This is a genomic window from Actinacidiphila rubida, assembly GCF_900110255.1.
GTDB classification, from domain to species: Bacteria; Actinomycetota; Actinomycetes; order Streptomycetales; family Streptomycetaceae; genus Actinacidiphila; species Actinacidiphila rubida.
In genome coordinates this window covers 81,859-99,303 of record NZ_FODD01000016.1, presented here as the reverse complement: position 1 = coordinate 99,303, position 17,445 = coordinate 81,859, and the positions used below count along the sequence as shown (strand labels likewise).

The following is a 17,445-nucleotide window of genomic DNA, read 5'->3' as shown; positions in this document are numbered from 1 at the left end:
GGAGCGGAATCGGCGGCATACGTCTTCCGCCCCTACCTCAACGGGTGGGCGTGCCACCCGTTCAGGTAGGTGGTCATCGCGTACTCCCTCACGTGAGAATTCTTCCGGATTCCGCGGCGGCCGTTTCGCGGCCGTCCCCGGAGCGGCGGCGGCACCGCCGGGGACGGCGTGCCCGAGCGGGGAGGCGAGCGGTGGACCACGGATGGACGGCGGGCGCGGTGGAGGCGCTGCTGTTCGACCTCGACGGGGTCCTGGTGGACTCGCGCGCGGCGATCGACGGCAGCATGCGCGCCTGGGCCGCGCTGCACGGGCTCGACGGGGACGCCGTCCTCGCGCTCGCGCACGGCAGGCGTGACGCCGAGTTGGTCCGCGAGGTGGCGCCCGCGCTGGACGTCGCGGCCGAGGTCGCCCGGATCACCGCGCTCGAACTCGGGTTCATGGACGGGGTCACGGCGATGCCCGGCGCCGCCGCCCTGCTGGCCGCGCTGCCACCTGACCGCTGGGCGGTGGTCACGTCGTCCACTCCCCCGATCGCCCGGGGGCGGCTGGCCGCCGCGGGCCTGCCCGAACCGGCGCTGCTGATCACCGCCGACGACGTCGACCGGGGCAAGCCCGCGCCCGACGGCTACCTGCTGGCCGCGGAGAAGCTCGGCGCCGCACCGGAGCGGTGCCTGGTCTTCGAGGACGCGCCGATCGGCCTCGACGCGGCCCGCTCGGCCGGTATGCGCTGCGTCGGCATCGGCCTGGCAGGCCCCGGCGTCCTCGCCTCCGCCGCCGACCTGGCGGCCGTCCGGGTCACGCCGCCGCTCACGGTCCACGGACCCGGGTGCGTGGCCGTGGATGCCGACGGGCGCGGCCACGCCGACGGGCCAGGCCGCAGCCTCGGCTGAGCGGTTCCCGAGCCGGCCTGACCACGGGTCACGCCGTCAGGCTCCCGAGATCACGGCCCGCGGCGAGCGTGACGACGGCGGCCAGGGCGAGCGCCGACCCCTCGGCGGCGGCGGCCGGGTGGCCGCCGGACGCGGCGAGCGCCGCGAGCGTCTGCACGGCGGCCGCGGCCAGCCCCGCTCCGACGGAGAGCACGGCGGCGGACAGGCGGCGCGTGCCGGGCGGGGTGGTGAGCGCGGCGGCGCGGGCGACGCACGCGCACAGCCGGACCGCGACGAAGCCGAGGGTGAGCCAGTAGTACGCGACGAGGGCGGCCTCGGCGGGCCCGGTGGCCTGCCGGACCGCGCCGCTCCACGCGAGGGCGAGCAGAGCCGCGACCGCGACGGCCGGGGCGGCGAGGGTGCGGGCCGCGGCGGCCACCAGACGGGCGAACAGCGTGCGGTCGAGCGGCGGCAGGGGTACCGCGAGCAGCACGCCGAGTAGCAGCGGGACGAGCCACAGGCTCGTGGCGGGGTGCCGGACGTCGGCGGTCAGCGTGGTGGTGGGGATGAGGGAGCGCAGCAGCAGCACGGTCGCAGCGGTGACCGCCGAGAGGGCGACCACCACGACCCGCCGGGTCTGGCCGGCCCGCGCCTCGGGCCAGTGGGTGGGGTGCAGCCACAGCCGGGCGGCACCGGCGACGGTGTCGGGCCAGCACCGGATGCCGGACGCGGCGACCTCGCGGCTGATCTCGCCGCCCCAGCGCTCCCGCACCGGCGGCGGGTAGAGGCCGGTCAGGAACGACGCGGCGCTCATGCCGGCCCCGGTCCGAGCGCGCGCAGCCCGGCCGCCGAGATGCGCGCCATCTGCTGGAGTTCCGCGCGGAGTTGGTCGCGTCCGGTGGTGGTGATCCGCATGGTGCGGTGCCGCTCCGCCGCCTCGCCGCCCGCGTCGGCGGCCTCGATCAGTTCGCGGGCCTCCAGCCGGGCGAGCGCGCCGTAGAGGCTGCCCGGGCCGAGTCTGCGGCCGGTGAGGTCCTCGATCGCCGTGTTGATGGCATAGCCGTGCAGCGGCCCGTCCGCGAGGACGGTGAGCACGAGCATCTGCGCGTCGTTGCTGTGCATCCCTGGCCTCCTTGCCTCCCGAGTCGATAGTACGCCACACGATGCTCCTTGACGCGTACTACGTGGCGCGTACTATGCGTCTCATGCGAGCCAACATGGGAAACGGGAACGGCCGCGAGCCCCGCGGCGGACAGGCGGCACTGGCGGCGGTGGGCGCGGGCCTGGGGACGGCGGTGCTGTTCGAGCCGCTGTCGCTGCTGGCGACCCAGGACAAGTCGGTGCGGGCGGCGAGCCCCTGGCAGGACGACCCCTACGACGCCGTGGTGGGCCTGGCCGAGTTCGCGGTGCCGGTGCTCGCCCTGGTGATCGCGCTGCGGCTGACGGTGTGGTGGGCTCCGGGCGGCCCCGACCGGGCCCAGCAGACGGTGCGGGCGGCGGGGGCTGCGACGGCGTTCGCGGCACTCGCCGCCGGGTTCGAGTGGGCCGCGCTGCTCGGCGGGCGGCACCGCGCGGACCGCGACGGCTGGACGTGGCTGCTGACCGGCGGGCTGGCCGCGGTGTCGCTCCTCGTCCTCGGCACGGCGCGGCTGCTGGTGCGGGGCCGCAGCCCCCTCGGCTCGTCCGCGGGGTGGCGGCACGACTGGCTCGGCGACGCGCTCCTCGTCACCGGGCGTGTCCCGGTGCTGCGGCGCTGGGCCGCGCCCGGGGCGGCGGCGTGGGTGCGCGCCCATGCGTGGACGGTGTTTGTCACGCTGAGCGTGTGCGCGGCGGCGGCGCTGACGGCGGCTCAGGCCGTCGGCGAGCGCTGGACCGACCCGCTGCTCATCGCCTGGATGCTGGTCGCACTCACCGCGTCCCACCTGGCCTTCTGCGTCGTCAGCAACACGCTGGCCGGTTTCGTGACCCGGCCGCCGCGCTCCCGCGCGCGGCGGGTGGCCGAGGCCTCGGTGGTCACGGGGTGTGTCGCCCTCCAGGCCGCGATCACGTTCCGCGCGGGCCTGTTGCCGGCGGTCGGCAGCCGGTCGCTGAGCTCGGTTCCCGTCGTGGCCGCCGTCACGGTCGGCGCGGGACTGGCGGCCGCCACGGCCACGGCCGCCGCCCTCACGCTCGCCGGTCGCGCCCGGCCGCCCAGGGACACGGCGGTGCAAGGCGGGTGGAAACAGTCTTGACAAGCCCTGGCACGAACGCTTTCCGGCACGGCGTCACAACGGTTCCTGCCGGGCCTCTTGACCTGACACCCGCCGACGGACAACCCTGTGCCCGAAGTTAGGAAGCTTTACTAACTGCTGGGAGTCCCGCATGCGTCCTCGCGCCTTACGCTCACGGCTGCTCGCCTCCGCAGCCGTCTCCGCCCTCCTCGCCCTGCCGTTGACCGCACTGGCCGTGTCCCCCGCCCAGGCCGCGACGGCGAGCCACCCCTTCCCGACCCACACCGCCTACAAGGTCGGCGTCACCCCCTCGGCGTCCCAGTCCACCCGGGACGCCGCGGTCGAGAAGCAGTACGACTCGTGGAAGGCGACCTACCTCGTCCACGGCTGCGCGTCCAACGAGTACTACGTCTCCACCAAGGGTGACGGGGACGCCCCCAACAACGGCCCGGTCTCCGAGGGCCAGGGCTACGGCATGAACATCGTGCCGCTGATGGCCGGCTACGACGCCGCCGCGCAGACGGAGTTCAACGGCCTGTGGCAGCTGGTGAAGGACCACAAGGACGCCGACGGGCTGATGCAGTGGCAGCTCGACGGCAAGACCTGCGCCTACACCGACACCGGCACGCCCGACTCGGCCACCGACGGCGACCTCGACATCGGCTACGGCCTCATACTCGCCGACAAGCAGTGGGGCGGGTACACGACCGACGCCAAGGCGTGGCTGGCGAACATCTACGCCCACGACGTCGCCTCCGACGGCCACCTGAAGTGCGAGGACGACGGGCCGTCCACCGACACCCGCCCGTCCGACCACATGCTCGACCACCTGCGGGCGTTCGCCGCCTACGACACCGCGCACGACTGGAACAAGGTCGTCCAGCGCACCGAGGCCGTCGACAGCGCGTTCAGCGCGGCGTACTCGGCGAGCACCGGCCTGCTCTCGGACTTCGTCGTGGGCGCCAACACCAGCAGCCCCAAGCCCGCCCCGGCCGACTACCAGGAGAGCCAGCCCGACAACATCGTCGGCTACAACTCCATCCGGGTGCCCTGGCACATGGGCACCGACGCCCTGCTGAACGGGACCACCACCGCCGCCACGGCCTACGGTCTGGCGACCAAGGAGTCCGCCTGCCTCAAGGCCGAGGCGGGCGGCAACCCGCAGAACGTCTACCCGCACACCAAGCTCAACTGCACGCCGTACTCGACGAGTGACCAGGCCGAGGAGGCCGGGGACTCGGTGGGACCGGCGGCGATGGCGGCCGGCGACCAGGCGTGGACCGACGCGATCTGGAAGCAGCTGGGCACCAACCCGTTCGGTGACGGCTACTACGGCGAGAGCATCAAGACGCTCGTCGCCATCGTGATGGCCGGCGACTACTGGAACCCGGCGAGCGCGACGGCCCCCGCCAACGACTTCTCGGTGGCGGTGTCCCCCTCGGCCGGGTCGGTCGCGGCCGGCTCGTCCGCGACGGCCACCGTCAGCACCGCCGTCACCTCGGGCAGCGCGCAGAGCGTCGCCCTGTCCGCCAGTGGTCTGCCGTCGGGCGCGACCGCCTCGTTCAGCCCGGCGTCCGTCACCGCGGGCGGGACCTCGACGCTCACCGTCACCACCGGCACGGGCACACCCGCGGGCAGCTACCCGGTCACGGTGACCGGCACCGCCGCCTCCGGCAGCCACACCGCCACGTACACCCTCACCGTCACCTCCGGCGGGAGCGGCTGCACCGCGGGGCAGCTCCTCGGCGACCCGGGCTTCGAGAACGGCAGCAACCCCGCGCCCTGGACGCAGTCCTCCTCGCTGGGCTTCGCCCCGGTGACCGCGTCCAGCACCGACGAGGCCGCGCACGCGGGCGGCTGGCTGGCGTGGCTGAACGGCGACAGCGCGGCCGACACGGACACGGTGGCGCAGTCCGTCACCATCCCGGCCGGATGCACCGCGTCGTTCAGCTACTGGCTGCACGTCGACACCACCGAGAGCACCACGACCGCGACCCCGGACACGCTCAAGGTCCAGGTCCTCAGCAGCACCGGCAGCGTGCTGGCCACCCTGCACACCTACTCCAACCTCGACCACCTCACCGGCTACGCGCAGCACAGCCACGATCTGAGCGCCTACGCCGGCCAGACCGTCACCCTGAAGTTCACCGGCACCGAGACGGACGCCAACGGCGGGACGACCGACTTCGTCTTCGACGACACGGCCCTCAACGTCTCCTGACCCCGCCCGCACCACCGGGCACCGCGACGGGGGTGCCTCCCGGTTCCGGGAGGCACCCCCGTTCCGTCTCGGCGCCGCCGGGTGGGTGACGGCACGAACCGGCCACCGCTCCTCATCCCGGAGCGGCGGCCGGCCGCGCCCCGACGAGGCGTCAGCAGCGGGCCGAGGCCCGGCACCGGGGCGAGCCGGGGGGCGGGTCAGCGCGCGGGCACGGGCGCGGCGGGCGGTGCCGCGCCCAGGGCGCGGTGGAAGGCGTCCTCGTTGCCCGCACCGGCGACGGCGGTCAGCAGCACGATCTTGAACTCCGAGTCGCCGTCGGTCAGCACGTCGCAGTCCACCTCGACGGCGCCCGCGGCCGGGTGGTCGACGGTCTTGTGGTCCTCGCGGTGCGCGGCCACCGTGCCGCCCGCCCACAGCCGGGCGAACGCGTCGCTGCCCGCGGTGAGTTCGCGAACCAGCGCGGACAGGCGCGCGTCGCGCGGGAAGCGGCCGGTGGCCCGGCGAAGGTCGGAGACGATCGCCAGGTCCGACGCCTCGCCGTCGCGCACCAGGACCGGCCAGCGGGCGATCCGTACCGGGTCGGGTCCCACCGGGAAGCGTTCGCGGGCGAAGTTGCGCTGTTCCGCGGGCACGGCTTCCGGGTCGCCGAGCAACGCGGCCCAGCCGGGGTTCCACCAGATCATGTGCCAGTCCGCGGCGAACACGGCGACCGCGACGTCGCCCAGCCGGGACAGCACGCGGCGCACGCCGGCCGGCAGGTCGTCCGGGACCGGTCCGTCGTCCGGCGGCGCCAGGCCGGCCAGACGGTACAGGTGGTCGCGCTCGGCGGCCGACAGCCGCAGCGCCTGCCCGAGCGCGGCGACGACCTGCGCGGACGGGGCGGCCGAACGGCCCTGCTCCAGCCGCACCACGTAGTCCACCGACACGCCCGCGAGATCCGCCAGCTCCTCGCGGCGCAGCCCGGTGGCGCGGCGGCGGGCCGTCCCCGGCGTCCGGCCCACGTCCTGCGGGGACAGCCGCTCCCGCCATGCCCGGATCGTGGCGCCCAGCCGCGGGTCCTCTCGTCCTGCCATACCGTCCATCGTCCCCCACCCGCCGTGAACCCGGTAACGGCGCGGCGCCGGCGGCGGCGGCAGGCGCGGAACGCGGACGAGCCTGGTAATCGCGTTCCTGGGGTCGGGGCGTCCCTGGAACGGGGGCGGCGTCCGGCGCACGATCGAAGCATGACCACCACCTTCATCACCGGAGCCAACAAGGGGCTGGGCCACGAGACCGCCCGCCGCCTGATCGCCCTCGGGCACACCGTGATCCTCGGCGCCCGGGACCCGGAGCGGGGCGCCGCGGCAGCGGCCGCGCTCGGGGCACGCTTCGTGCGCATCGACGTCACGGACGACGCGTCCGTGGCCGCCGCGGCGGCCGACGTCGCCGCGCACGAGGGCGTGGTCGACGTCCTCGTGAACAACGCGGGCGTGCACGGCCCGACCGGCGACCCGGCCGCTCTCACCGGCGCGGACGCGCTCGGCGTCCTCGACGTCAACGTCATCGGCGTGGTCCGCACGACGTCCGCGTTCCTGCCGCTGTTGCGCGCGTCCGAGGACCCCGTGATCGTCAACGTGAGCAGCGGCATGGGCTCGATCGCCCTGACGCAGAACCCGGACCGTCCCGAGTCGTCCGTGGTCGCCCCGCTGTACACCGCGTCCAAGGCCGCCCTCACCATGCTCACCAGCCAGTACGCGAAGGCGCTGACCGATGTCCGGGTCAACGCCGCCGACCCGGGCTACACGGCCACCGACCTCAACGGGCACCGCGGGCCGCAGACCGTGACCGAGGGCACCGACGCGATCGTCCGGCTCGCGACGGAGGGGCCGGGTTCAGGATCGGGCCGCTTCGTCGACCGTGATGGCGACGTCGCGACCTCCTGAACCCGGCCCCTTCTGCTCCCCTGCCCGGGGGCTCGGGCCCCGCGGCGCCCTCGTGCCGCGGGGCACGCTCTGTCGCGCTCCTGTGGCGGAGCCCCTGACTGTCGCTCCCTGCCGCCGCCCGCGGTCAGGGAGCGACAGTCAGGGAGATCAGCTGCCTGGTGAGGTCCCGGTAGCGGGTCAGCGCCAGGCGCAGCGCCTCGGTGTCGCCGCCGTCGCCCAGGCCCTGGCGCATCTCCTCGCGGCGCTGCTCGAACAGGCCGGCGGCCGCGTCGAGCACCTCGTCCGCCTCGCGCACGGCGCGCTTCGGGTCGTCCACGAAGCCGTGCACGGCGCGGTCCATGCGCCGGCTGAGCCGGTCGATGTCGGCGGCGGCGCTGCTCGCGGTGCCGGAGGTCGCGATGCCGGACGTCGTCGTGCCGGAGAGCGTCCTGCTCGTACCGGACGAGGTCGTACCGGTCGTCCCCGTGCTGCCGGCGCCAGCAGCGCTGTCCTTGCCGCCGGTGCTGACGGTGCTGCCCGTCGCGGGCCTCGCGCCGGAGGCGGCGGGTCCGGAGCGGCCCCGGTCCGCGTCCACGTCCGTGTCCGGGCCGTCGGTCCGTCCGGGGCTTCCGCCCTCGTGGCCGGCGGCTTCCGGGACGCTCTCCCCGGCGCGTTCGGCGGGGCGCGCCGCCACGGGCCGGTCAGTCTCGGTGGACCGTGCGGACGCGGTGGACCGCTCGGACTCGGTGGCCGCGGCGGACTCGGTGGACCGCCGCGCGGCCCCCTCCGCCTCGTCGGCCTGCGCCTGCGCGGGCGCGTCGTCCCGGTCGGCCCGGTCTGCGTCGGCCGGCTCCACGCTCTCGGCAGCGCCGTCCTGTTCCTTCGTCATCGCGGGCGCGGGCGCGCCCGATCCGCGGGTCAGCTTCACCGTGCTCAACTCCTCGCGTCCGTGTCGGTCTTGCGGCTGCCGGTCGCCGTCAGGGCGGCGAGGCGGGTTCCGAGCGGCGAGCGACGGCGGGAGTCGCCGCCGTGCGGACCGGACTGCTCGTCGGGCACGTCACCGCTCTCGTCGTCGCGTGCCGCCGTCTCTTCCCCACCACGGTCGCCGGTCTCCGCGCGGGCGTCGGTCCCGTGAGGGGCCGGCGCGGGCGGAGGCGGCGGAACGGCCGCCGGGGTCGAGACCGCCGGGACCGCGACCGCGGCCCTGGACGCAGGCGCAGGCGCCGTGCCGAGCAGCGCGTCGACCATCTCGCGGGAGGCGACCATCGCCTGCCTCAGCTCTTCGGTGGCCTTCGGCCCGAGCGGTGTGGCCTGCCCGGCGAGTTCGTGCGCCCGCCGGTAGCCCTGCAACTGGTGCGGGTGGTGCACCGAGAGCGCGTCGTTGTGCTCGGGCGACTCGGACTCGGGAAAGCCCCGCTTCTCGGCGAGCCGGCCGATCAGCCGGTCCGCGCCGGTCACGGCCCCGGCCGGGCTGTCGACGAACTCCGCCTTGAGTTCGGACCAGTCCGCCTCGGCCTGTTCGACGTCCTGCGCCGCCAGCGGCCGCAGGTCCAGAGTGCCGTATCGCTTGACGCGTTGCGCCAGTTCGTGGCGTGTCGCCTTCGGGTCGCCGTCATGGTGCGCGAGCGCGCGCTCGTACTCCGGTCCGAACCGGTGCTTGAGCCCGACGCCACCGAGCCCCGTGCCGCCGCGCATCAGGGTGACGGCCGCGACGACGGCGGCCAGGACCACGACGGCGACAACCAGACCCACAATCGCTGCTGCGGACATTGCCTGCCTCCCCAACTTCCGCTCTTGGCCCTCGCCTTGCCTCCATCCGGCGCGGCAAACTCCTGGATTCCGGACCGCGTTCCGTCGCAGGTCCGGTGGAGTTCCGCCAGAATACGGCCACAGCGTGCGTCGCTTTCCAGCCGCCCGAAATGCTCGAACCCGCGTGAATTCCCGCCGCCGGCGCGGTGCCTTCTATTCAAACGGCTCTTTATGGCCTTCACGGTCGGAGCCTTCGTCACAGCCGGACCATTGACCCCTCGCTACACTCGCCCACCAGAAGGCGTTCCCGGTCCTGCACCCGTTCCGGCGTCACGAGCACCGGCGCCGTTCCTCAGATCCCCGCAGGCCAGGGCGCCTTTCTTGTTGCCGGCCACAAGGAGGGAACGGGACGATGCGACGTCTGACAACGAGCCGCGTACTGTTATCCGCGGTCGCGACGGCGACCGCACTGGTGGGCCTGGGAGTCGGTCCGTCGGGTGCGGCGGCCGCCTCGGCGGCCGGGCGTCCGGGCGAACTCACCGCCGACGCGCCGGTCACCGTCATCGCGAGCGGGCTGAGCGAGCCGAAGGACATGATCTGGGGCCCGGGCGGCCACCTGCTGGTGGCCGAGGCGGGCACGCCGCCGGCGCTGTGCCAGGGCAGCGGGTTCTCCACGGTCTGCTACGGCGAGACCGGGTCCATCACCGACCTCTCCTCCGGTACGCCGGTGCACGTCGTGGACCACCTGGCCTCGGTGTTCGACGAGGAGGAGGTCGTCGGCCCCGACGCGATGGCGTACACCGGCGGGCACCTGTACACACTCGAGACGGCCTCCCCCGAGCAGGTGCCGGACGGCCTGCCGGCGGACCTGACCGCCCGGCTCAAGCAGCGGTTCGGCGCCCTGCTCGACGTCACCGGCGGGCACGTCTCGGTGGTCGCCGACCCCGGCACGTACGACTGGGCGTGGACCGTCGAGCACAAGGACCTGGAGCCGAACGACTATCCGAGTGCCAACCCGTACGCGTTCAAGCCGCGGCCGGGCGGCGGCTTCTACGTCGTGGACGCGTCGGCGAACACGCTGGACTCCGTCGACGCGCACGGCAACGTCCGCGTCCTGTCGTTCATCCCGGACACCCCGGCCGGCACCGACGCCGTGCCGTCCTGCCTGGACGTCGGCCCGGACGGCTCGGTGTACGTCGGCGAGATCACGGGGTACGGCAACGACAACACCGCCGCCAAGGTGTACCGGTACGCACCGCACACCGGGCGGCTCTCGGTCTGGCAGAGCGGGTTCAGCGCCATCAGCGGCTGCGGCTTCGGCGCCAACGGCGACTTCTACGTGACGGAGCTGGACACCACGGGCTTCCTGCCGCCCGGGGACCCGATCGGCGCGGTCGTGCAGATCGGCCGGGACGGCACCCGGACCGTCCTGGGGCAGGGCAAGCTGTTCGCGCCCACCGGGTTCCTGGCCGGCCGCGACGGCTCGGTGTACGTGGCCAACAAGGCGATCATGTGGCCGGCCTGCACCGACGCACCGGCGTGCACCACGTCCTCGACGGTCTCGGCGACCGGCGGCGAGGTCGTGAGGATCGGCTGACGCCGGCGCCTCCCGCGCGGCCGCCGCCCGGTGACGGCGGCCCCGCGACGGGTGCTCGCGAGCCGGTCGTCGCTGGCCTGAACCGCCTCTGCACGGTGGCCGAGTTGCCTATAGTCGGCCGCATGACTGATTCCCACTCTGCTTCCACACAGACCACTTCAGCAACGGAACTGCCTCTGCGGGCGGGCGACTGGACGATGGACCCCGCGCACTCGGGCGTGCACTTCACGGTGCGCATCCTGGGCATCGCGAAGGTGCGCGGCCGTTTCTCCGAGCTGGAGGCCGCTTTACACGTGGGCGAGTCCCTGAACGACGTGCGCGTCTCGGCGACGATCGCGACGGCCTCCCTCGACACCGGTCACGCCGACCGCGACGCGCACGTGCGCTCGGCGGACCTGCTCGACGTCGAGAAGCGCCCCACGATGGCCTTCTCGTCGACCGGCATCACGGGCGCGGGCGAGGACTACTCCATGGACGGGGAGTTGACGATCGGTGACGTGACCCGGCCGGTGTCGCTCGCGGTCGAGTTCGGCGGGCTCGTCGACGGGCCCCTCGACGGCATCCCGCGAGCCGGTTTCGAGGCGACGGGCGAGATCCACCTCCCCGACTTCGGCTTCGACTTCAACCGGCTGTCCGTGGGCAACACCGTCAGGATCGAGCTGGACATGCAGTTCCTGGCGCCCCAGGACGGCCAGGCGGCCACCTGACCTGCCGCGTGCGCCGGGTGTCCCGCGGGCGGTTCGCCGCTCGCGGGGCGTCTCACTCCCACCAGGGTTCGGCGCCCTCCGCGAGGACGAACTCGTGGAAGTCCATGTTGGCCAGTTCGAGGTTGCAGGCCAGCGAGCCGGCCATGGACCAGGGCAGCACGGCGATCTGCCCGGGTGTGTCGTACAGGTCGACCGCGGTCAGCGGGTGGTCGGGATCGCTGAACGTCCGGGCGTCGGCGAGGGCGACGAGGACGGTCTCCTCCCCCGGCGGTACCAGGGCGGGCACCTGTCCGGGCCACAGTCCCTCGTAGGCCCGGTCGTCGACGACCCGTGCCTCCAGCGGGTAGTGGTCCACGTCGATCTCGTCCGGGTCCAGCCCGGCGCCCACCATGCCGTCCGCGTCCACGCCGCCGAGTTCGGACAGCAGCGCCTGCCAGCCCGCCTCGTCGTCGAAGGAGGTGCGGACCAGCAAGGACGTTGCGGTGGGCGGCAGTTGGGGGAAGGCCCGGTGCGGAAGGCCGGTGGGCGCGGCGACGGCCGGCCGGCCGCCGTCACCCTCGTACAGGCCGTACAGGTCCATGCGCCGCACCAGGTCGTCGAAGCCGAGCGCGCCTTCCTCCAGCTCCGTCAGCACCTCCGCCAGTCGCGGCGCCGTCACCCGCACCCCGCGCCCCGGCACCTGAGCGACGTCCACCAGCAGCGGCTCTCCCCCGCCGTACACCGCCGGTATGTCCACCAGGACCACGACCTTGGGCCCCGCCCCGCCGTGCTCCCCGGGCAACAGTGCGGGCACCCCGCCCGCGTACACCTCGTCCAGCGCGTCGTCGCCCACCAGCCGCAGCCGCACGGCGCCTTCCCCGAGCACGACCACATCCCCCTCCCGCCGCCCTCCGACACCCTCCAGCACGGCCCCCCACAGGCTCCCGCCCTCCTCGTAGCAGGTGCTGACCATCAGAACCTCGCCCGCCGCAGGACGGGGAAGCAGGGGACGGGACATCGTTCCTCCACAGGAGCTCGCACGGAGCTCAGGACACTACAGCGGGCCCTGCGACGGACCACGCCCGCCCTGTCAACACCGCCTCCCAGTCGCCGAGTTCGGCCAGAGAGACGGCTCTCCGGAAGGTGGTCCCGCCGTGCCACGCCGCGGGGCCCGGACCGGTGGTCCGGGCCCCGTGGCAGGGGTGGGTCAGGAGGCGGGGGGCGGCGGGGCGGTGCGGTGGAGGGCGAGGGTGGAGAGGTGGGGAGTGGCGCGGGCCTCGGTGATGGTGACGCGGAGGGCGTGCGGGCCCGTCTGGAGGGGGACGGTGAGGATGCGGGAGTAGCCGATCGTCGTGCCGGAGGCCAGCGGGGTCCACGTCGTGCCGTCGCCGGCCTCGACGGTGAACCCCTGGACGTGCTGGCCGCGGGTGATGTCCTCGCCGAGCAGGACCTGGTCGAACTCGACGCCGTCGGGGAGCTGGAGCACGAAGCTGCCCGTGGTCGCCCGGGCGGGCGGCTGCCAGGAGGAGTCGAGGCGCCCGTCGGTGAGGGTGCCGGCCAGCGCCGCGGGCCTGGCTCCTTCGAGCAGGTTCCGCCGGTAGGTGGCGGCGATCGCCGTGCCGAACCTGGTGAGTTCGGAGACGTCCGCGTCGTCGACCCGGCCGGAGGTGTTCGGCGGGACGTTGAGCAGCAGGACCGCGTTGCGGCCGACCGAGGTCCCGTAGAGGCTCACCAACTGCTCGGCCGTCTTGGGTTGTTCGTCGGCGTGCCAGAACCAGCCGGGCCGGATCGACACGTCCGCCTCGGCGGGGAACCACTGCAGGTACTTCACGCCGGGCGCGGTGATCGCGGCGTCCGAGCCGATGTCGGTGACCTGGGCGCCGCGCGGCAGCAGCCCTTCGCCGTGGGCGGTGGCGGGGTCGGCGGTCGCGGGGGTGACGCTCCACTCGGTGAGCCGCGCGGTGCCGCCCTCGTTGCCGACCCAGCGGGTGCCCTGCGGCCCGGCGAACGTCACGGTGTCCGGCGACAGTTCGTGGATGAGCCTGAACCATGTGGTGAAGTCGTACGCCTCACTGATGCCGCTGGACGTCCACGGGTTGGCGCCGTCCAGCCAGAGCTCGTCGATCGGGCCGTACTGGGTGAACAGCTCGTAGAGCTGGTTGAGGTAGTACGCGTTGTAGTCGTCGGCCGTGACCCGGAAGACCGGCAGCCGTCCGGCGGCCACCGCGCCGGCGCGGTCGTCGCCCTCCACGAGCGTCGGGATGGTGCGCGCGGTGACCGTGCTGCCGCTGCCGTAGCGGCCCATGCCGGAGGGCGTCCGGTCGCGGTCGTCGTACGTCGACTGCTCCTCGGTGCTCAGCGGCTTGCCCGCGTCGTGCTTGGCGACGATCTGTGCCACGAACGTCTCGTGCCAGGCGTGCGGGAGCTCGGCGCCGTCGGCCGGGGACAGGTAGACGCCCACCTTGAGCCCGGCCCTGCGGGCGGCCGCCAGGTACGTGCCGAGGATGTCGCCGTCGGGGTTGACGTTGCCCTCGCCGCGGATCTTCCAGAAGGCGGCGTAGTCGTCGCCGCGGGCGTCGGCGGCCCGTGCGCGGGCCGCGGCGGCGGTCGCGTCGGGCGCCCCGCGGTACCACCAGGGGCTGGCCACCACCGAGTGGTTGGTGTACCGCGTGGGGTACACCACGAACCCGTCGTGGTGCTTGGCGGTGAGCATCACCTGGCGCATGCCCGCCGCCGCGTACGCGCGCATCCACTGGTCGATGTCGACGGCGGTGGGCGCGAACGTCGCCTCGTCCTCGCAGCCCGAACCCCACTCGCGGTCGGTGAAGGTGTTCATCCCGAAGTGGGTGAAGCCGGTGACCTTCCGCTCCTGCCAGGCGACCTGGGGTGGCCGGGGCACGATCGCCGCGGCCTTGGCGATGATGCGCTCGGGGGTGTCGGCGGGGTCGACGGGCAGGATCGAGGCGGGCTTGATCCGCTCGGCGCCGCCGCTTCCCGCGGTGCCCGCGCCGGTGCCCGTCGCCGGCGTGCCGCCGTCCGCCGCCCGGGCCGCGGTGGCGGCCAGTCCGGAGGTCGCCAGGGCCGCTGCGGCCGCGGTACCGGTGGCGATCAGGTCCCTGCGGCTGATCATGCGGCACCCCCGGCGGTCTCGAAGTGCCACACGTCGTGTGCGGCGGCGTCCCGGGGCTGCTGGACGACGGCGCCGGAACCGGGCGCGTCCAGGGCCTGCTGGGTGATCGCGTCGACGATCCGGTAGCCGCCGGGCGCCGGCTCGAGCTGCCACTTCTGGCTCTCGGACGTGCCGCAGGTCTCGGCCGTGGCGGCCGCGCCGGCCTGCTCCACGACGTGCATGTTGTTCGTCTGGCCGCGGCTGACGTCGGCGCACAGGCCGCTGTCCGCGGCGACGAGGTGGTAGTAGCCGTCACTGGTCGGCTGGAGCTGCCAGTTGCCGCTGCCAGCCGGGGCGTTCGGGTCGATGCCGAGCGGGGAGCCGGCCGTCGCGGGGGCGGTCAGCGCGCCGGCGGTGCCGTGGATCCGGAAGGTGCCGGCGGGCAGGGGCTGCACCCACTGGGGACCCCATCCGGGGGCGTGGCCGAGGGAGGCCGCGAGGGTGGTGAAGGCGGTGTAGTCGGCGGCCGGCCTCGGGCTGCCCCACGTGCCCTGGGCGAAGGCCCGCAGCGAGGTGAACATCCGCTGCTGGACGGTGTTCTCGTTCTCCTTGCCGTAGTTGTCGGGCCAGACCATGTACTCGGCGCCGGTGACCCGGGAGTCCGGGTCGGTGACCGTGCCGTCGGCGAAGTCCAGCGGCGACCAGTTCGCGTTGTAGAGCCGCTGCGCGTCGGGCTGGTAGCCGCCGCGCACGTAGTACCAGGCGTCGGTGGCGTTCATCACCTGGTAGCCGGAGTCCAGCAGTTGCTGGGTGGTCTCCTTCTCCGGCAGCCAGTGCTCGATGACGATGTCCTTGTTGAGCGGGATCGTGTTCGCCCCGGTCAGGCCGTCGTTCCAGATCCGCAGCGTCCGGCCCTTGGAGCGCACGTACGCGTCGACGCGGTTGATGAAGTCGATGTACGCGTCCTGCGGGGTGGCGTTCGCGCCGTACTTCTGCCGCGCGTAGGCCAGCAGCTGCGGGTAGTTGGAGTACGCCGAGTTGATCATGTACTCGTCGGCGCCCATGTGGAAGTACGGGCCGGGGAAGACGCTGAGGTCGTTGTCGATCAGCTGCGTGTAGAACGCGAACGAGGCGGGGTTGGTGACGTCCAGCCGCGTGGGGTCGGGCGTGCCCGCGGCGTTCTTCAGCTGCAGGTCGGGGTACGGGGTGAGGTACGGGTCCACGTGGCCCGGGGAGTTGATCTCCGGGATCACCGTGATGTGGTACCGCGCGGCGAGCGCGACGAGCCGCCGGATCTCCGGCTTGGTGTAGTACGAGAAGGTGTTGACCGCCGGGTACTGGTCGTTCTTGACCTTCAGTTCCAGGTGCAGGGTGTTGAGCTTGAGGTACCCCATGTCCTTGATCAGGCGGGTGAACCAGGCGTCGGTGTTGTACGTGTAGCAGGCGCACACGCCGACCGCCCGCTCGCGCGACGACGGCACGTCCGTGGTGCTGCCCGCGGGCAGGTCCGTGCCGGAGGTGAGCATCTGCAGCACGCTCTGGGTGCCGTAGAACAGGCCGGCGGCCCCGGCACCGGTGATGACGGCCTCGTCGCCGATGCTCAACTGGTAGCCCTCGGAGCCGAGTTCGCTTCGGCCCGGGTCCGTGCGCAGCACGATGTCACCGGGCTTCGCGGGACCGCGGACCACCGGGACCACCCAGCCGCGGGCGTCGTGCAGGCTCCCCGCCAGGGTGCGGGCGGTGGCCTCGCCCGCGGCGTCGGTGTCGATCCGGGTGTCCGGCCCGAGGTGCAGGGCCCCGCTGCCCGGGGTCCAGTCCTGCAGGGCGGGGATCAGCGCGGGCGCCGCGTCGGCGGCGGTGCCGGTCGCGGGGGCGGGGGCCGCGGCGGCCGGTCCGGCCAGCGCGGTCGCGGCCATCCCCGCGGATGTCAGCAGTGCGGCCAGGGCGGTGGTGGCTCTGCCCCGGGCTCGTCCGGCGGTCCGGCGGCGCCTGGGCTCGGCAAGGGATGTCATGGGTGCGCACTCCAGGTTCGGAAGGTGGGTGGTGCTGCACGGTCACGGTCGGAGAAAAATTATTCTCCGCGGCTGGACTGTGCCCCCACTCGACCCGGTCCGTCAATGGTGTGCGCGCAACGTTGACACCCAACTCGCGGACTGTGAAGAATAATTGTTTGCTTCCGTCTGCGAGAGGGTCCCCCCATGCGCACTGCCGCCGAGCTCTCCGACGACGGGGTCGTCGAACGGATCCGGGCACTGCTGCCCGGCCTGCCGGAGGCGCAGCGGGCGACCGCCGCGCTGATCCTCGACGACCCCGCCGCCGTCGCGCGGATGACCATCCTCGACCTGGCGGACGCCTGCCGGGTCTCCACCGGCAGCATCACCCGCTTCTGCCGCGCGCTCGGCCTGCCCGGGTACTCGGCGCTGCGGATCGCCCTGGCCGCGGACACCGGACGCACCGAACGCGAGACGTGGCAGGCGAACATGGGCCGCCAGATCTCGGAGAACGACGAGCTCGGGCAGGTCGCCGAGGCGATCTCGGCCGCGGTGCGGCACTCCGTCGGCGAGACGCTGTCCCGGCTGGACCTGTCCGCGGTCGAGGAGGCGGCCACCGCGATCGCCCGGGCCCGCCGGGTCGAGGTGTGCGGCATGGGCGGCAGCGCCGGCATGGGTTCGGAGTTCCAGCACCGGATCTTCCGCATCGGGGTTCCCGCCTGGTGCTGGAGCGACACGCAGGTCGCCCTGACGGGTGCGGCGCTGCTCGGGCCGAACGACGTGATGCTGGCGATCTCGCACAGCGGCCGGACGCGCGAGGTCATCGACCTCGCCGCCGAGGCCGCGTCCCGCGGCGCCACGACCGTGGCGCTCACCAACGATCCCGAGGCTCCCCTCGCGCGGCGCGTCGACCTGCTGCTGGCGACGTGCGTCCGCCACGACGCGCCCGGCCACAGCTCCATCCTGAGCCGCCACGCGCAGATGGCCGTGCTCGACCTGCTCTACATCGCCGTCGCCCAGCGCACCTTCGACCAGACCACCGAGGCGATGGCCGCCACCACCGAGGCCGTCACTCCCTACAAGCAGCCCCCGCGGTAACGGCTAGGGCGGGT

Annotated in this window: 15 protein-coding genes; 7 read left to right on the top strand and 8 right to left on the bottom strand. The window is 73.7% G+C overall.

Features of this window, described 5'->3' with window-relative positions:
• Positions 1–191 precede the first annotated feature (191 nt).
• Positions 192–890 carry an HAD-IA family hydrolase gene (locus tag BMW99_RS17475; protein WP_075017098.1) on the top strand — a complete coding sequence of 233 codons (699 nt, stop codon included), beginning with the start codon at positions 192–194 and terminating at the stop codon, positions 888–890.
• Between the two features lie 28 nt (positions 891–918).
• Here BMW99_RS17475 and BMW99_RS17470 read toward each other — a convergent pair whose 3' ends face one another.
• Positions 919–1,683 (bottom strand): hypothetical protein, encoded by a 765-nt coding sequence (locus BMW99_RS17470; protein ID WP_107451729.1) that lies wholly within the window; start codon positions 1,681–1,683, stop codon positions 919–921.
• A complete protein-coding gene (locus BMW99_RS17465) occupies positions 1,680–1,991 on the bottom strand; it encodes a PadR family transcriptional regulator (RefSeq protein ID WP_069466647.1) in 312 nt (103 codons plus the stop codon). The genes BMW99_RS17470 and BMW99_RS17465 overlap by 4 nt, the downstream gene beginning before the upstream one ends.
• Positions 1,992–2,074: 83 nt before the next feature.
• Here BMW99_RS17465 and BMW99_RS17460 point away from each other — a divergent pair, with 83 nt between their 5' ends.
• Together BMW99_RS17460 and BMW99_RS17455 are read left to right on the top strand one after the other, a co-directional pair.
• A complete protein-coding gene (locus tag BMW99_RS17460; protein WP_069466648.1) occupies positions 2,075–3,100 on the top strand; it encodes a hypothetical protein in 1,026 nt (341 codons plus the stop codon).
• A gap of 130 nt (positions 3,101–3,230) precedes the next feature.
• A complete protein-coding gene (locus BMW99_RS17455; RefSeq protein ID WP_069466649.1) occupies positions 3,231–5,300 on the top strand; it encodes a glycosyl hydrolase family 8 in 2,070 nt (689 codons plus the stop codon).
• 197 nt (positions 5,301–5,497) lie between these two features.
• Here BMW99_RS17455 and BMW99_RS17450 read toward each other — a convergent pair whose 3' ends face one another.
• The gene (locus BMW99_RS17450; protein ID WP_075017096.1) at positions 5,498–6,382 is read right to left on the bottom strand and encodes a helix-turn-helix transcriptional regulator; all 885 of its coding nucleotides are present in this window, start codon (positions 6,380–6,382) and stop codon (positions 5,498–5,500) included.
• Positions 6,383–6,523: 141 nt separating this feature from the next.
• Here BMW99_RS17450 and BMW99_RS17445 point away from each other — a divergent pair, with 141 nt between their 5' ends.
• Positions 6,524–7,222, top strand: coding sequence for an SDR family NAD(P)-dependent oxidoreductase (locus BMW99_RS17445; RefSeq protein ID WP_069467440.1), 699 nt, complete (start codon positions 6,524–6,526; stop codon positions 7,220–7,222).
• Between the two features lie 124 nt (positions 7,223–7,346).
• On the opposite strand, the gene BMW99_RS17440 is transcribed toward BMW99_RS17445, so the two are convergent.
• Positions 7,347–8,129 carry a hypothetical protein gene (locus tag BMW99_RS17440; protein ID WP_075017095.1) on the bottom strand — a complete coding sequence of 261 codons (783 nt, stop codon included), beginning with the start codon at positions 8,127–8,129 and terminating at the stop codon, positions 7,347–7,349.
• A 5-nt stretch (positions 8,130–8,134) separates the two neighbouring features.
• Positions 8,135–8,971, bottom strand: coding sequence for a hypothetical protein (locus BMW99_RS40110; protein ID WP_141726343.1), 837 nt, complete (start codon positions 8,969–8,971; stop codon positions 8,135–8,137).
• A gap of 391 nt (positions 8,972–9,362) precedes the next feature.
• Here BMW99_RS40110 and BMW99_RS17430 point away from each other — a divergent pair, with 391 nt between their 5' ends.
• Together BMW99_RS17430 and BMW99_RS17425 are read left to right on the top strand one after the other, a co-directional pair.
• Positions 9,363–10,547, top strand: a complete 1,185-nt coding sequence (locus BMW99_RS17430) for a ScyD/ScyE family protein (protein WP_107451684.1) — start codon at positions 9,363–9,365, stop codon at positions 10,545–10,547.
• Positions 10,548–10,669: 122 nt separating this feature from the next.
• Positions 10,670–11,254: a YceI family protein gene (locus BMW99_RS17425; protein WP_069465950.1), complete on the top strand. Its 585-nt coding sequence runs from the start codon at positions 10,670–10,672 to the stop codon at positions 11,252–11,254.
• A 52-nt stretch (positions 11,255–11,306) separates the two neighbouring features.
• On the opposite strand, the gene BMW99_RS17420 is transcribed toward BMW99_RS17425, so the two are convergent.
• The 3 genes from BMW99_RS17420 to BMW99_RS17410 form a co-directional block, all read right to left on the bottom strand.
• Positions 11,307–12,251: a DUF6924 domain-containing protein gene (locus BMW99_RS17420; RefSeq protein ID WP_075017094.1), complete on the bottom strand. Its 945-nt coding sequence runs from the start codon at positions 12,249–12,251 to the stop codon at positions 11,307–11,309.
• 189 nt (positions 12,252–12,440) lie between these two features.
• Positions 12,441–14,363 carry an alpha-L-fucosidase gene (locus BMW99_RS17415; protein WP_079176092.1) on the bottom strand — a complete coding sequence of 641 codons (1,923 nt, stop codon included), beginning with the start codon at positions 14,361–14,363 and terminating at the stop codon, positions 12,441–12,443.
• Positions 14,360–16,354 (bottom strand): family 20 glycosylhydrolase, encoded by a 1,995-nt coding sequence (locus BMW99_RS17410; RefSeq protein ID WP_079139073.1) that lies wholly within the window; start codon positions 16,352–16,354, stop codon positions 14,360–14,362. Before BMW99_RS17410 ends, BMW99_RS17415 begins: the two co-directional genes overlap by 4 nt.
• A gap of 186 nt (positions 16,355–16,540) precedes the next feature.
• Between BMW99_RS17410 and BMW99_RS17405 the strand changes: the two genes are divergently transcribed.
• Positions 16,541–17,431, top strand: coding sequence for a MurR/RpiR family transcriptional regulator (locus tag BMW99_RS17405; protein WP_069467355.1), 891 nt, complete (start codon positions 16,541–16,543; stop codon positions 17,429–17,431).
• Positions 17,432–17,445: the final 14 nt, after the last annotated feature.

Bases quoted from the DNA above. Each gene is read 5' to 3' on its own strand.
- BMW99_RS17465 (WP_069466647.1), bottom strand. From the start codon at position 1,991: ATGCACAGCAACGACGCGCAGATGCTCGTGCTCACCGTCCTCGCGGAC.
- BMW99_RS17430 (WP_107451684.1), top strand. From the start codon at position 9,363: ATGCGACGTCTGACAACGAGCCGCGTACTGTTATCCGCGGTCGCGACG.
- BMW99_RS17425 (WP_069465950.1), top strand. From the start codon at position 10,670: ATGACTGATTCCCACTCTGCTTCCACACAGACCACTTCAGCAACGGAA.
- BMW99_RS17470 (WP_107451729.1), bottom strand. From the start codon at position 1,683: ATGAGCGCCGCGTCGTTCCTGACCGGCCTCTACCCGCCGCCGGTGCGG.
- BMW99_RS17410 (WP_079139073.1), bottom strand. From the start codon at position 16,354: ATGACATCCCTTGCCGAGCCCAGGCGCCGCCGGACCGCCGGACGAGCC.
- BMW99_RS17405 (WP_069467355.1), top strand. From the start codon at position 16,541: ATGCGCACTGCCGCCGAGCTCTCCGACGACGGGGTCGTCGAACGGATC.
- BMW99_RS17450 (WP_075017096.1), bottom strand. From the start codon at position 6,382: ATGGACGGTATGGCAGGACGAGAGGACCCGCGGCTGGGCGCCACGATC.
- BMW99_RS17420 (WP_075017094.1), bottom strand. From the start codon at position 12,251: ATGTCCCGTCCCCTGCTTCCCCGTCCTGCGGCGGGCGAGGTTCTGATG.
- BMW99_RS17415 (WP_079176092.1), bottom strand. From the start codon at position 14,363: ATGATCAGCCGCAGGGACCTGATCGCCACCGGTACCGCGGCCGCAGCG.
- BMW99_RS40110 (WP_141726343.1), bottom strand. From the start codon at position 8,971: ATGTCCGCAGCAGCGATTGTGGGTCTGGTTGTCGCCGTCGTGGTCCTG.
- BMW99_RS17455 (WP_069466649.1), top strand. From the start codon at position 3,231: ATGCGTCCTCGCGCCTTACGCTCACGGCTGCTCGCCTCCGCAGCCGTC.
- BMW99_RS17460 (WP_069466648.1), top strand. From the start codon at position 2,075: ATGCGAGCCAACATGGGAAACGGGAACGGCCGCGAGCCCCGCGGCGGA.
- BMW99_RS17445 (WP_069467440.1), top strand. From the start codon at position 6,524: ATGACCACCACCTTCATCACCGGAGCCAACAAGGGGCTGGGCCACGAG.